Source organism: Rubritalea profundi, assembly GCF_002954445.1.
Lineage (GTDB): Bacteria > Verrucomicrobiota > Verrucomicrobiia > Verrucomicrobiales > Akkermansiaceae > Rubritalea > Rubritalea profundi.
In genome coordinates, this window is the sequence record NZ_MQWA01000001.1 from 3,937,717 (window position 1) to 3,951,970 (window position 14,254).

A 14,254-nucleotide genomic window follows, 5' to 3' on the forward strand; every position below is an offset into this window, starting at 1 on the left:
GGGTTAATACTTAGGAGCATCCGACCCAGCCGCAATCCAAAAATTAGCGCAGTTACCCAATACTGAAATAAAAATCAGCTACGACACCAAGCACTCTAGACTGCACGCAAAAGCGTACTTCATCCATCGCAACAGCGGACTATCTTGTGCCTACATCGGTTCAGCTAATCTATCCCATGCAGCCATGACAAGTGGACTCGAGTGGACAGTTAAACTGCCCAAGCCCGAACTACCCGATCTTTTCAGACGCTGCGAGGCACAATTTGAAAGCTACTGGGAAGCCGCTTCATTTAGCTCTTACTCAGAAGGCGATTTCGAATATCTCGTAAAATCCACAAAATCTGAAAGGTATACTCCATCAGAGGGAATCAATCTAACTCCATTTGAACTAAGGCCACACGAACATCAAAAAATCGTCCTCAGTGAATTGCATGAAGCTAGAGAAGATAGAGAGCATTTCCGAAACCTTGTTGTAGCAGCTACTGGAACAGGTAAGACGATGATTGCAGCCTTTGACTACAAACGTCTCCCTCTACAATTAGGAAAAAGGCCTAAACTACTGTTTCTTGCGCATCGTAAGGAAATTCTCCGACAAGCGCGTGATTCATTCCGCCATGTACTCTCTGATGGAAACTTCGGAGATGAGCTCTACGGTGGAAAAGTTCCTGAAAACTACGACCACTTATTTTGTTCAGTTTCCAGCTTCAATTCACGTCAACTCACCTCCCGCTTTTCGGAGGATCGTTGGGACATCGTCATTCTCGATGAGGCCCATCATGGAAAGGCTGCTAGCTATAAAGAAATCCTCACCAAACTATCACCTAAAATACTATTGGGACTGACTGCCACCCCTGAAAGAACTGATGGATCTTCTATTGCTGAAGATTTCGATACCCCACTAGCCTCCGAGATTCGCTTGCCCGACGCACTTGAGCAAAAACTCCTCTGCCCATTTCACTACTACGCCGTAAGCGATCACACTGTAGACTTCTCTCGTTTATCATGGCGCCAAGGCAAATATGATTCAGCCGAGCTATCTAAGATTATTACAGGCAACAGAGCCCGTATTGAACTGATTATTAAAAAAATAGTAGAATACTTTCCAGCTCCGCTAGATCCCAACGATTTTGATCGTGAACAAGTCAAAGCAATTGGGTTCTGCGTTAGCCAAGAGCACGCACACGAACTAGCAAATGAATTCAACTCGGCAAACATTCCTGCTATAGCACTAGATGCGAACACCCCAGCAGAGGTAAGAGACAACGCCCGTCACCGTCTAACCAATGGTGAAATCAACTTCATCTTCACAGTCGATCTATTCAACGAAGGAATAGACATCCCAGCTGTGAATGGAATTTTGTTCCTGCGACCAACGGAAAGCCATGTCATCTACCAACAACAATTAGGTCGAGGCTTAAGAAACTACGACGATAAAGACCAACTAATCGTCCTCGATTTTGTCGGTGCAGCTCACAAAAACTTTCGCTTCGACCTCCGCCTAAAATCATTACTTCCGGGAAAGAGGCACAATTTACAAAAAGAGATCACACAAGGTTTCCCTCACCTTCCCGCCGGCTGTTACATCAGCTTTGAAAAAACCGCGAAAGAGACCATTCTGAACAACATCCGACAGACATATAAAAATATAGATAATCGGATCATTGATGCGTTTTCAGCATACTCGACTCCTCCGAGTTTCACTGAATTCATTCAAGCTACAAAAGAGTCTCCTGCCGAGCTCCTTACAAAGCGATCGTGGAGTTCGTGGAAAGAGCTAGCTAAGCTGACAACTGTTCCATTCTACGAGGGTAAATCACCAGAATTGAACTCTCTAGCTAGAGCTAGCATGACTAATGACCCTGAATATCTTAATTTTCTCATACGCTTGATCGAGGCCGATGAGACCAGCCTCAAACAACTTCTCATAGGCAGTAAATACACAGCCTCAGCTTACTATTTATTATGGAATAAAAAAGGTGCAGACCTCGGATTCAAATCTTACTTACAAGCATTTAAACAGCTTCGCTCCAATTTACGCTACAGCAGCGACCTTCTAGAAATCCTTGGATACGCCAGAACTCAGCAGCTTCCCACTAAGCTTGAGAAGCCCCCAGAAACTCACAGATTACGTCTTCACGCAAACTACACTATGCGTGAAGTCACGGCAGCATTCGGTAGAGCCGACGTAGTCACATCTGGACCGACCGGCACAGGCGTAGTTCATATTGAAGATTCGAAAACTTACCTCCATTTCGTCACTTTTGAGAAAAATGAGAAATTATTTTCCGAGAGCACCATGTATCGAGATTATCTCAGTTCAAGAACAACTCTTCATTGGGAAAGCCAATCGAGTACAAGCCAACATAGTCCTACTGGTCAAAATTACATTCACCAGAAAAGACGCGGATATACAATTCTAGTCCTTGCTCGGATACGTAAAACTGAAGGTAAGCTCACAAGCCCTTTCACCTTTCTTGGATCGACACAATTTATCAGCGCTCACGGAGATCGACCTATTTCAATTATTTACGAACTAGACTGCCCTGTTAGCCACAACTTCTTTCATGAAGCAAAAATAGCTACAGGTCTGAGCTAGCAGAATTCATTCGCCCACTGGATCCACGACATCTTCGAAGCTTCTCCACCATGAACCTAGATTCAATCATTACTGATTACCTTACCTCCCACTGGCAAATCCTCACGCTTGCTGGACTATTCATTCTCACCCTCAAAATCTGTCGCCTCCCAAATATCAAAGGCTGGTTCGGTGAGAAGGTTGTCGAGCGTGGTCTCAAAAAACTCAACCCCGAGTAGTACCACGTTTTCCATGATCTCTACTTGCCGCGACCAGATGGCAAAGGGACGGCGCAGGTCGATCACCTTGTGGTGTCGCGCTTTGGGCTATTTGTGATCGAGACAAAGAACTACAAAGGCTGGGTCTTTGGCGGTGAGAAGCAAAGACAATGGACTCAGCTTATCTACAAGGTGAAGCACAAGTTCCAGAACCCGCTGCATCAAAATGCTCTACACATCAATGCATTGGTAAAATTGCTAGAGCTGGATAAATCAGCCTTTCACAATCTGATCTTCTTCATCGGCAACTGCACTTTCAAAACTGACCTCCCAGCGAACGTGATGACGCGCGGCTTGATTCGCTTCATCAAGAAACACCAAAGCGCTCTGCTCACAGCTGATGAAGTGCAGAGCTGCCTGAGCACACTAGAACCACTTGCCACCATCGACAACAAACGCGTGGTCGCAAAAAACCACGTCCAACAACTGAGGAAGCGACAGAATCCAGCACCAAAAGCACCTCCCGCGATTCCTGTCGCGCCACAAACGCAGGGCACCAACACCTCTCCCCCATCCTGTCCCAAATGCGCTCAACCGATGGTTGAACACATCGCCAATAAAGGAACTCACGCAGGCAACCGCTTCTGGGGCTGCGCCCAATTCCCTAAATGCAGAGGCACGGGGAGCTTTGCGCCAATTAAGAATTAGGAATTTTTATGCTTTCGTCTTTTTCGCGGTAGAAAGGTTTCATCGTAAGAGTGGCTACACTCCATTTGATATTTGTAATTTAAGATTTGTGATTAGAAACGCGTAAGCCGCGCTCAGCACTCGCTTCATCGTGCTGGCTCGGAAAACTAAAAATGTAGCCCACCACAGATTCCACTGATTAGCACAGATGTTTTAAGGGCTAAAGTCTTACGACTCATAAACCAATTCTGTAAATTTTGTGAATTCTGTGGTGGGAACTCGCTTCATTATCTGGCCTAGAGCAAAGAGGCTGGAAGCGCTCTTCTACGCGCCTCGCTCCAGTTAGGAATTAACAATGGAGCTACTAGAGGTCTGATCCTGAGTCCGTATATGACTGCCAGTGTTACCCACAGATCGCACCCTTCACGGTGACCAGTTACCATCGACTAATGTGCTTTCTACACTCGCTTCATTTGCTGACTTTCACCACAATGTGTTAGTACGATCACAGACGCATTGAAGTTGGCCTTCAGCCAACATACGTTTTTTTTGCGATTAACCTAGGGATGCAGGCTCTGCCTTTTCCCTAGGCTTGTATGTTTTTCTCCGTTGGAGAACTCGGTAAATCGCCTTAACGAAGCGCCTTTTCCCCTTTCCCCTTTCTCCAACCTCCTCAACTCTAATAATCCTCAACTCTAATAATCCTCAACTCTAATAATCCTCTTACAATATCCGCCTAACTATTAGAATGTTAACTGATATTTGATGCTCAAGTATTGGCTGAAATGATGAGAATGAGGAAGGACAATTAGCCGAGCTAGGGCTCGGCGCTCCTAAGGAACAACTCGCTGAGCATTCTATAAAATGCTTCGATTAAGAATTTACGTGTTCAGCGTTCAGCGTTCAGCGTTCAGATTTCAGATTTCAGAAAATCCATTGGTAAGATTAGTGGGATTCGTGGTGAAAACCGTTTCATCCTGCTGGCCATCTTTTTGAAATTTTCGCGTCTTTCGCGGTAGGGTAACTGTCTCGCAGCACACGACCCGCGCTCGTCGAGCCGAGCCAGCCACAGAGCGGTGTCGAGCCACACGCACTCCAGATCAAGCCATTCGCGAAATTTGAGAAATTTGAGAGATCTGCGCTAAAACCGCTTCATCGTTCTGGCAATCTTACGGAACTTTCGCGTTTTTCGCGGTAGAGGTCACTTCCTCACTTCCTACTTCCTACTTTCTCCTTCTTGGCTTGCCTCTTTTGATTGCTGTCGTTGGTTTGCTGGGGTCGTAGTTTGGATTCTTTTGAGGGATGGTGGCATTGGTTGATGTGAGTTGCTGGCTGAGCATCTTCTGCATCAACTGCAAGATCTGTGGTTTCGCTGCGCTAAGGTCGTTCTTTTCAGCTATATCGGTGGTGATCGCGAAGAGATGGTCTAATCCGGATTCATAGTCACGAACTAGCTTGTAGTCATCGTGGTAGAGAGCGCTCACGGGTGTCGAGGTTTGATAATGCGGGAAGTGGAATAGTAATCCTGGCTGTGAGCGTTCGACCGATGTTTGCTTCCCTTTAAAAAGTTTAGTTAGATCCCCACCTTCTAGGTTGCTAGGCAATGCGCCTTTGACGCCAGCTAGACTGCAAAATGTAGGAAACAGGTCATAGCCGACGACTCGTTGGTGTGACCAAGAATTTTCAGGGACCCCTGGTCCTCTCACAATAAATACAGCCCGCGTCCCCCCTTCATCCAAGCTTCCTTTGCCTCCTTTGATGAGTGCATTGCCCCTACCGCCGGCTCCATTGTCGGACATGTAAATCACATAGGTGTCGTTCTCGATCTTAAGTTTCTTTATTTTATCCAACAACGCCCCCACGCCGTCATCGAGATCCGCAGTGAGAGCCATCCTCTGGACACTGCGTTGCTTCATCTCTGGGTGCATCTTGGTGAATCTAGCAATATTCTTCTTCGAAGCATTTCCTGGTTGGTGCAATGCGAGGTAGGACATCTGTAGGTAGAATGGCTTTTTTGACATCACCTGTTGCTGCATAAACTCCCCAGCGCGTGTCGTCATGCCTACGATATCGACGGGGTTGGAGTCTTTAAATTTCACGGCTGCCTCATTGCCGATGTCGCCATCACTCACATCGTAGCCACGGCTTTCTGGCCCACCGCCACCGATGTGCCACTTGCCAAAGTGCGCTGTCGCGTAGCCAGCTTGTTGAAGAAATCCAGCAAATGTTTGTTCCTTCTCTAGCGACTTTCTAGAGCTTGGTGGGAGTAATTTATAATTCCCCGATGCCGAAACTGGGGGGCCGGCCTTGCACCAATGTAAAGTGGCAGGGCTCAATCCAGTCTGGATGCTCGCACGGGTGGGTGAGCAAACGGGTGCGGGTGCGTAGGCTGCTGAAAACCGCATCCCCTCAGATGCCAGAGCCTCGAGGTGGGGAGTTTGGTAGTCCGAGTTCTTAGAGTTAGCATACTCTGGATGCATCTGCACCGAGGTCTCATTCCAGTGTTGGTCATCGGACAGCAGGAAAATGATATTCGGCTGTGCCGCCCCACTCAAAGTCGGGATCGAGATCGCAAGTAAAAATAACAGATGCTTCATAGTAACTTGAACCACACACGCATCGAAAAGTTGCACAGGGTCGCTTCGTGGAATTATGAATTCAGAGGGCCCTGCGGGCGGTCATTGGTCACGAGTCATTAGTCAATGGGCCAGAACGATGAGACCTCGTAGGATGAAACTGGACGACGTGTTCAGTGAGCCCTGCGGGCGGTCAATAGTCAGGAGTCATTGGTCATTGGGCCAGAACGATGAAACTGGACGACGTGTTCAGATTTCAGAAAATCCATTCTAAAGCCTCGCTATCCTCACAAGCTTATCGTGAGATTCGTGTCATTCGTGAGATTCGTGAGATTCGTGTCATTCGTGTCATTCGTGTCATTCGTGTCATTCGTGGTAGAATAGCTTCACCCTGCTGGCCATTTTTCGAAACTTTCGCGTCTTTCGCGGTAGAATATCTACACCCGCAGTCCACTCCCCCCCTCGCTCGTCAAGCCGAGCCTGCCGCAGAGCGGTGTCAAGCCACCGCACTCCAGATCAATTTATCCGTGGGATTAGTGCCATTCTTGGTGGAACTGCCTCACTCTGGGTAGGTGAATAATGGGTAAACTCTGTCCGCAGGAGCTTTACAAGATCCACCCACTCGGACGTTGTTGGTAGGAACGTCCCTACCTATCAATACCCTATCACACTAGTTTGTGAAATCTGAGTAATCAGTGGTATAAAACAGCTTCATCGTACAAGAAAAATTACGCACTTTGCGCGGTTAAAACAGCACTGCAACGGGAAAGCTGTCTAATCAGCGCAATTCTTGGTCGGAAGTCGCTTCATCCTACTTTTGAAACTTTCGCGTCTTTCGCGGCAGAATATCTGAGGACGTAGCAGATTACCTAAGCGCGGCATATTTTGGCCAAACATTGGCAAGATACGCTAAGCTATTTGAGCCGTGCTCCGCTATTACTTTAGATGATTTAACTATCAAAATTATGACAATACAAAAACACGACCTCATCCACGAACTTCCAGAGCACAAAGACACAATCCATGACCTTAAAGTGAGCAACGCCCACTTTGCTCGCCTGTTCGACGAGTACCACCAGGTGGACAAGGAGATGCACCGTATCGAGGAGAATATCGAGACTCCGAGCGACGATTACACCAATCAGCGCAAGCACGACAGGCTCGCTCTCAAGGATAAGCTGCAAAAAATGATTCTAGCCAGCATAGCTAACTAGGCAATCAGCTACGACTATCACTTACGAAATGGCTGCCGATCCCCCCTCTTGGCAGCTGATTCGTTTTCAGCTATTATCAAAAAATCATCTTTTTTTCCTGCGACTACCGTGCTTGCGGTACACAGCAGTGGCTTCAATTCTGGCATCGTTAGATTTACGTATAGAATGGATTTTATCACGAGCCAATCGGTATGCCTCGGTGTGATTTACGATCGGCTCTGGGTAGTCGTCTCCAATCCGACAGCCGGCAAAGGTTTGCTCCATGACTGGCATCGTATGTGGCTCAGCAAGGTAAGCACTGGGAACATTTGCTAGCTCGGGAACCCATTTACGAATAAACGTTCCGTCTGGGTCTTGATCCGTAACCTGCTTGATTGGGCTATAAACTCGCACACTATTGATGCCTGTGGTGCCACTCTGCATCTGCACTTGGCTCCAATGAATGCCGGGTTCGTAATCGACAAAATAGCGCGCGAGAACCAAGCCGCTTGCTCGCCAATCAATCCATAGATGGTAGCTAGCAAAGGACATCACCATCGCTCGCATCCGGAAATTAAGCCAGCCGGTTGCTCGCAGAGCCCGCATACAAGCATCTATCAGCGGATAACCAGTCTTACCGTCTTGCCAAGCTTCTAACTTAGCTGCATCTTCACCGCGAATCCCATCATAGCTGCGAGCAATGTTTACGGTATCTATATCTGGCTGGTCTTCCATCTTTTGGATGAAATGACAATGCCAACGAAGCCTCGATTGGAATGATTTCAGACTCGCTCGCCATTGAGTGAAAGTACCACGTGGTGCCTCGCTATTTTTGATGGCAAGCTGCATCATACACACCCTTTGGAATACTTGCTTAACCGAAATATTACCGAATGCTAAATATGGACTCAGTCGGCTGCAGGCTTCATAGGCAGTAACTGGGCTGCTCATGGCAGATCGGTAACTCTCACCGCGTCCACCAATAAAGCTCTCAAAACATTGCCATGCTTGCTCACTGCCGCCCCGCTGACGGTCCACCATCGGCCGATCATTGAGTTTTAGTTCGGCGGCGGCTAAAACCTCACCACAAAACCGTGAAGCTGGCGACACAAGAAGAGCTGGCGGATCAACGACCTCTAACAACATACGTTTATTCACAATGTGGCCCAACCGTCGCGATTTTTCAGCCGGCGAATGACACCGTTTTGTGGCTTCTCGACCCATTGAATTCCATTTTTTTTGACCCATTGATCGACACGGAGGTCACGGTCGAATGTGACAGAGTTACCATTTTCTTCATGGCTCCAGAGCTTGCTCACACCAAAGTGGCGGCGTACTTGCTCAAATACTCGCAAAATTTCACCATGGAGGATGAGTAATTCGCCACCAATTTTGCGTAGTGATTCACGAAGTTCTACTAGACTTTCATTGATGAAATAGAGGTGGCAGACATCAAAGTCATCAGCTTGGTAGACAATAGGTTCGTAGACATAGACGCCGAGCATCTGTTCACCTGCCCTACAGGCACGGCCGACTTCAGCCAACAAGCAATGGTCATCTACTCGTAGATCCCGCTTAAACCAAACTAAGTGCACCGCTTACTAATCGTTTCATATTTCACTAGAGCATGGCTCCCCAAGTCTTACCCATGCGCATAGATTCTCTAAATTCTTTTGCCAGAGCATGGTGGGTTGCGAGCTTTTCTACCCCCATTCTATCGAGGTGGCTGACCATCATGCGCATCCGGTATTGGCCTTCAAAAAAGCTGCGATAGTCGTCGATAAAGCTCCAATAGAGCGCGTCCCAAACCGCACACCATTCGCCTTTCTTGAAATCGGACATTTTCAGAATATAATTGGACCCCGAGATATAAGGCTTGGTCACCATCGTGCCACCATCACTGAACTGGCTCATTCCATATAGGTTTGGAACCATCACCCAATCATAGGCGTCAACAAACATGTCCATGAACCAGCGGTAGACAGCGTCTGGGTGAATACGTAGCAACAACATAAAGTTACCTAACACCATCAATCGCTCAATGTGATGAGCGTAGCCCTCACGTTGGACTTTATCTAACACATAGTCGACCGGCTCGATGCCGGTGCGCCAGTTCAAAATGGACGCAGGCATTGGTTCCTTGCATTGCCAAAAATTCTGGACCCGCATTTCCCGACCGTGGCGTAAGTACATGATAGCGACAAACTCTCGCCAGCCGATGATTTGCCTGACGAATCCCTCTAGATCGTTGAGCGGTACTGCATGAACTTTAGCGTAATTAATGCAGCGCTCTACGACCTGCTGAGGAGTGAGCAATCCGATATTTAGCATTGGAGTGAGCACACTGTGGTAGAGGAAATCCCCCCGAGTGCTGAGAGCATCCTCGTAGGTGCCAAAGTCAAGAAACCGTAGCTTTAGGAAATCATCGAGCCATTGAGATGCCGCTGAATGAGTAATCGGGTAACGGAATCCTTCAGTATCACCAGTCACAGAACCAGAACCTTCCATCCAATATTTTGCAGCTGCTAGATGATTTATCTCAATAGCATCAGCGATTGCAGCGGGCGGCTCGGGGACTGCGACCTTCTTGGGCAGCTTCTTGCGATTATCCGCATCGTAACTCCACTTCCCGCCCTCGGGCTTCCCCTCAGCATCAATCATAATATTCATCCTCCTGCGCTGAGCTTCGTAGAATGTTTTCATGAACGGCTTCTTGCCATTACTAAAAAAGTTTTCGCGCCACTCACTGGGGGTGACGAAGCATGGAGAATCGAGCCACTCGATCGTAATTCCACGGCTACTCGCCCACTCTATAAGCTTCCGCTCTAGCATATCGTCGACAACTCGGCATACTAGAACAGACTTAACCGAATCGGGAATGGCATCAAGGCTAGGTAGATTTTCCACTCGCTTGCCAGACTTTTGAAGCGACTCAGAAAATGCTAGGCCAGCCGCCTTGAGTAATAAAATGCGTTTAGCGTGTGGAACTACCGGCCACTTTCCTTCCCCCCAATAGAGCAAGGGTTCATCGATAAAAAAACAACTATTTACTCCCTCAATGACTGGGTGATTTTCAAATAATTGATGTGGAAAAATAAGTCCTACATGCAGCATGAAAAATCATCGCACACTTACTCTAATCAGCAAGTGATAAAACAATTAGACCACAAGATACCAGCCGATCCTAGCACTACCCAATTCAGCTCTGATTATTTCGAGCTTTATGGTATAAAAAGCTATGCAGATTTACTTCAGCTACTTTGACTGTCCGATTGGTAAGATCCGGCTCCGCGCCTGGAACGAAGGTTTGATAGCTCTCGACCATGTGAACCAACAGGGCACCACGTCAGCTGAATGGATTGAAAACCCACGACACCCCATTTTGCTCAAAGCGACCACGCAATTAGCTGAGTACTTCGCTGGCTCACGTAAATCCTTCACCACTGCTCTCTCACCTGAGGGAACTCCATTTCAACTCAAGGTCTGGGATGCGCTTTCTCAGATCCCCTATGGAGAAATAGTCAATTACAGCACGATTGCTGAACGCATTAACAATCCTAAAGCAGTCCGTGCTGTGGGAGCGGCCAATGGACGCAACCCGCTTTCGATCTTTGTCCCCTGCCACCGAGTCACTGGGAAAAATGGCACACTCACTGGCTACGCCGGCGGGCTCTCCAACAAACAAATCTTGCTCGAGCTTGAGAGCCGCTACGCTCCAATGAATCATTTACTGTGAATCATAGTTACTCCAACACATCTAGATTAGTAAATGTTCGCGACTCTCGTGGTAAGCTTACAAACGATAGCTTTCGTCCAGCTCTGGCCGAGCCTACAGCTGAGCGGTGTCTAGTCACGGTATTCCAAAAATTCATATTTTCGCGTTACCTACTTTTCATCGTACTGGCTCTGAAAACTGCCGACTGAACACTAAAAACTCAATCCCAAGATCGCTCGTTCTAGCCCAATGACTCTTGACCAAGGACCTCTGACTGTGCATGCAATGCAGCTGTGAGCGAGAAACAGAGCATTTTAGGAATCACCAAAGAAGGGCTTAGCACATTTTTCACCGAGCACGGAGGTTCCACCTACCATGCCGGCGAAGTGCTGGATGCCGTCTACCGCCGTGATGTCCGTGATTTTTCACTCATCGACTCGATCACCGAGCGCTACCGTGCCCTGCTTGCTGAGCATTTCTCGATTGAGCTACCAAAGATCATCAAGGTCCAAGGCTCTGAGGACACCACGCGCAAGTACCTCTTTCAACTCCGCGACGGCCGCTACATAGAATCAGTGCTGATCCCTGCCACCCAGGCAGCTAATGGAGATCGATCCGACCGCATGACCGTCTGTGTCTCCTCGCAAGTCGGCTGCGCCTATGGCTGCAAATTCTGCGCCTCTGGCCTCGACGGACTCACCCGCAACCTCAGCACAGCTGAAATCATCAGCCAATTGATCGCGATCTCCGAGCACTCCGGAAAAACGATTACCAATGTCGTATTCATGGGCATGGGCGAACCGCTCGCTAATTTCAAGAATCTCGATCCAGCGCTCGATATCATCACCGGCCATTGGGCGCTCAATCTGGCACCACGCTCGGTCACGGTCTCTACGTCTGGCCTAGTCCCGATGCTCTACAAGCTCGCCGAGCGTGAGAACCAAGTCTCACTCGCTATCTCCCTTCATGGTGCGACCGACGAGGTCCGAAACAAAATCATGCCTGTCAACTCGAAGTGGAATATCGACGAACTGTTCGAGTCGCTACACGACTTCAAAGAAAAGAACAACCAGCGCATCACGCTCGAGTACATTCTCATCAAAGGTATTAACGACGACCTGGAGCAAGCAACTATCCTTGCGGAGAAAGCCAACAAGCTCGGCGGCTTCGTCAACCTCATCCCCTACAACACTGTTGAAGGGCTCGAGTGGGAGCGCCCATCCGACGAGCACTGCAAACTCTTCCGCGACACCGTCAAAAACCTCGGTGTGATGACCACCATGCGCCTGGAAAAAGGCCACGACATCGACGCCGCCTGCGGCCAACTCCGGCTCAAGGAGATGAAGAAAACGGCGGAGGCGCAGAGCGCTATTTAAGGTTTCAGTGTTCAGATTTTAGTGTTCCGAGCTAGGACAATGGAGCGAGTTTTCACCACAGATCACACTGATTTATATAGATTTATTTGGAGCTTCGCGATGCTTGCTACTACATAATAGCTACTCCTCCTACGATGAAATTGGAAAGCGTTCAGAAATTGAGTCCGAAAACTTCATCTATCGAGCAACACCATTCGTGAAATTTCGTGCGATTCGTGGTAGAGGTCGCTTTGCTCCAATTGAGAATGAGGAATTTTATACTTTCTAGCATTTCGCCTATTTCGTGGTGAAAAATCGCTTCATCATCCAAGGTTTCATCCATCGGAATAGACGTAACACGTAAAAACAGTGCCGACTCTCGGCACCCCGTGCTTCATCTAGCTAGCAACATGATTCGTATAATAGTGACAGTATGAAGTTATTCATCAACAGGCACGGGTGCGCATTTGCTAGATATGCTAGCGCTCTCCCGAAACCCGAATGTGCTGCGACTCAGACGGGGTGATCAGGGTCTATTAGGCTCGAGAAAGGCCCAGCTAGAGCGCGTGGGCGCGATTCAAAAAGTCAAAGTCACCAGACTCTGCTAACCACACTTTCGACCTTCGACACTAACAAAAAATCGCAAAGCTTCAGCACTTCCCTACGCTTCTATCTGTTGCTGAAGCTCCTGCTCGCTCTCGGTTTCTTCTTGGCCTTCCAGCTTCTCTTTAAGTTTTGGCCATTGCTCGCGGCTCACAATGTAGCCGACACAGCATGGGCGGCCACAGAGACACGGATGATCTTGATAACATTCGATATCGATCCGTAATCGAAGGTAAGCTCCTCACCGTCTTTAATGTCACGTAGTGAGTAGATGAAAATTTGGTCATCTTCGATCCAAGCCTCGCAATTGGGCTCACAGGAATGGTTGATCAATCGTGCATCGTTCCATGGCACATCGCCATCGATGTCCCACTTCTTATCAAGGGTGAAAATATACACCGCGGCATCGCCAGTTTCTTCTGCCACGGCCGCCTGATCCCAAGCTCGCTTTTCACTTTCGTCTTTGTCGACATACTCGCCGATGTATTCAATAATTTGAGTCTCATTGGCAATATCTGCTGCAGCATAGACTCCGCGACCGTGAATCTCAGAATTGCGCACATCGCAGAGTTTGCTCTGGCCGCGCTCATACATTTCCTTCATCAAGCGCGTGATACGAGCCATCTTCTTTAGATGGTCGTAGCGCTTTTCCTTCTTTTTCTCCTTTTTCTCTTTTTTAGACATCTCTCACCTCTACAAAATTTACTTGATTTCAGTGTCAACCTTCTTCGGCAACTCGAGGTTGTGCGGCAGCAGCGGAAAAAGACTGCGGAGGTCTTTCACACTGATAGTGGCCCCATCGAGAAATGTCCACTCGTTGGTCCCCTCCTTCGCAATTGCTATCTGGAAACTCTCACGTAAAAAACTAAGCTTGGGCTGATTTTTTAATAAAAACGTCATCTTCATCTTGGTTGGCACAAAAACTAATAACTCGTAGGTTACATCCTCGGACGAACGAATCTCGCTTCGGCCAGCCTTCATTTTAGGATGCACTCGGTACGCCTTCAATGGTGGGTCAGCCACAAAGGAATTGAGCGTGACCCCTGCCTCTTGCATCTGAGCACCCGCGTTATTGAATGCCTCTAATAATTTGACTTCACTCCCTAATTGCTTTGCCTGAAGTATCTTCCAGCGTGGATACATCTTATCGACGGCAAAGCGGAAATTTGACTTCAGCACTTCGTTGCCCATCTTCTGGACTGATTCTTGTACCGACTGGCGCGAGGCTTCATTGAGGGCGAACTCACCACCGAAGAGCTGCTGGGCATGCAGGCTCGCCACAAGGCTAAAGTAGACTAAAAGGAATCGTTTTATCATAGAACTACGGTATTG

11 protein-coding genes and 1 pseudogene are annotated in these 14,254 nt (G+C 48.0%); 6 read left to right on the plus strand and 6 right to left on the minus strand.

Annotated features, from left to right (window positions below):
- Positions 1-67: 67 nt before the first annotated feature.
- The 3 genes and pseudogenes from BSZ32_RS17200 to BSZ32_RS17205 all read left to right on the plus strand — a co-directional run.
- Complete coding sequence (locus BSZ32_RS17200; RefSeq protein WP_484592880.1) at positions 68-2,596, plus strand: DUF3427 domain-containing protein; 2,529 nt, start codon at positions 68-70, stop codon at positions 2,594-2,596.
- A 50-nt stretch (positions 2,597-2,646) separates the two neighbouring features.
- Positions 2,647-2,814, plus strand: a complete 168-nt coding sequence (locus BSZ32_RS19010; protein WP_165788919.1) for a hypothetical protein — start codon at positions 2,647-2,649, stop codon at positions 2,812-2,814.
- Between the two features lie 12 nt (positions 2,815-2,826).
- Positions 2,827-3,501 (plus strand): annotated as a pseudogene (locus BSZ32_RS17205) (nuclease-related domain-containing protein); the annotation flags it as partial.
- 1,202 nt (positions 3,502-4,703) lie between these two features.
- On the opposite strand, the gene BSZ32_RS17210 reads toward BSZ32_RS17205, so the two are convergent.
- Positions 4,704-6,077, minus strand: coding sequence for a sulfatase-like hydrolase/transferase (locus tag BSZ32_RS17210; RefSeq protein WP_105044560.1), 1,374 nt, complete (start codon positions 6,075-6,077; stop codon positions 4,704-4,706).
- 944 nt (positions 6,078-7,021) lie between these two features.
- Between BSZ32_RS17210 and BSZ32_RS17220 the strand changes: the two genes are divergently transcribed.
- Positions 7,022-7,270: an HP1242/YdcH family protein gene (locus BSZ32_RS17220; RefSeq protein ID WP_105044562.1), complete on the plus strand. Its 249-nt coding sequence runs from the start codon at positions 7,022-7,024 to the stop codon at positions 7,268-7,270.
- Between the two features lie 84 nt (positions 7,271-7,354).
- Here BSZ32_RS17220 and BSZ32_RS17225 read toward each other — a convergent pair whose 3' ends face one another.
- The 3 genes from BSZ32_RS17225 to BSZ32_RS17235 are packed head-to-tail and all read right to left on the minus strand — an operon-like array spanning position 7,355 to position 10,363.
- Positions 7,355-8,407, minus strand: coding sequence for an FAD-binding domain-containing protein (locus BSZ32_RS17225; protein WP_165788920.1), 1,053 nt, complete (start codon positions 8,405-8,407; stop codon positions 7,355-7,357).
- On the minus strand, positions 8,404-8,844 hold the full coding sequence (locus BSZ32_RS17230) for a deoxyribodipyrimidine photo-lyase (protein WP_105044564.1): 441 nt from the start codon (positions 8,842-8,844) through the stop codon (positions 8,404-8,406). The genes BSZ32_RS17225 and BSZ32_RS17230 overlap by 4 nt, the downstream gene beginning before the upstream one ends.
- Positions 8,845-8,869: 25 nt before the next feature.
- Complete coding sequence (locus BSZ32_RS17235) at positions 8,870-10,363, minus strand: cryptochrome/photolyase family protein (RefSeq protein WP_105044565.1); 1,494 nt, start codon at positions 10,361-10,363, stop codon at positions 8,870-8,872.
- Between the two features lie 124 nt (positions 10,364-10,487).
- On the opposite strand from BSZ32_RS17235, the gene BSZ32_RS17240 reads away from it, so the two are divergent.
- Together BSZ32_RS17240 and rlmN are read left to right on the plus strand one after the other, a co-directional pair.
- Positions 10,488-10,985, plus strand: a complete 498-nt coding sequence (locus BSZ32_RS17240) for a methylated-DNA--[protein]-cysteine S-methyltransferase (RefSeq protein WP_105044566.1) — start codon at positions 10,488-10,490, stop codon at positions 10,983-10,985.
- A gap of 272 nt (positions 10,986-11,257) precedes the next feature.
- Positions 11,258-12,340 (plus strand): dual-specificity RNA methyltransferase RlmN, encoded by a 1,083-nt coding sequence (rlmN, locus tag BSZ32_RS17245; RefSeq protein WP_105044567.1) that lies wholly within the window; start codon positions 11,258-11,260, stop codon positions 12,338-12,340.
- 732 nt (positions 12,341-13,072) lie between these two features.
- On the opposite strand, the gene BSZ32_RS17250 is transcribed toward rlmN, so the two are convergent.
- Positions 13,073-13,606, minus strand: a complete 534-nt coding sequence (locus BSZ32_RS17250) for an SET domain-containing protein (RefSeq protein ID WP_240610677.1) — start codon at positions 13,604-13,606, stop codon at positions 13,073-13,075.
- Positions 13,607-13,624: 18 nt separating this feature from the next.
- Positions 13,625-14,239: a hypothetical protein gene (locus BSZ32_RS17255; protein ID WP_129589817.1), complete on the minus strand. Its 615-nt coding sequence runs from the start codon at positions 14,237-14,239 to the stop codon at positions 13,625-13,627.
- Positions 14,240-14,254 lie beyond the last annotated feature (15 nt).

Coding starts and splice junctions, on each gene's coding strand:
- BSZ32_RS19010 (WP_165788919.1), top strand. CDS start 2,647: ATGAACCTAGATTCAATCATTACTGATTACCTTACCTCCCACTGGCAA.
- BSZ32_RS17210 (WP_105044560.1), bottom strand. CDS start 6,077: ATGAAGCATCTGTTATTTTTACTTGCGATCTCGATCCCGACTTTGAGT.
- BSZ32_RS17220 (WP_105044562.1), top strand. CDS start 7,022: ATGACAATACAAAAACACGACCTCATCCACGAACTTCCAGAGCACAAA.
- BSZ32_RS17235 (WP_105044565.1), bottom strand. CDS start 10,363: ATGCTGCATGTAGGACTTATTTTTCCACATCAATTATTTGAAAATCAC.
- BSZ32_RS17240 (WP_105044566.1), top strand. CDS start 10,488: ATGCAGATTTACTTCAGCTACTTTGACTGTCCGATTGGTAAGATCCGG.
- BSZ32_RS17250 (WP_240610677.1), bottom strand. CDS start 13,606: ATGTCTAAAAAAGAGAAAAAGGAGAAAAAGAAGGAAAAGCGCTACGAC.
- BSZ32_RS17255 (WP_129589817.1), bottom strand. CDS start 14,239: ATGATAAAACGATTCCTTTTAGTCTACTTTAGCCTTGTGGCGAGCCTG.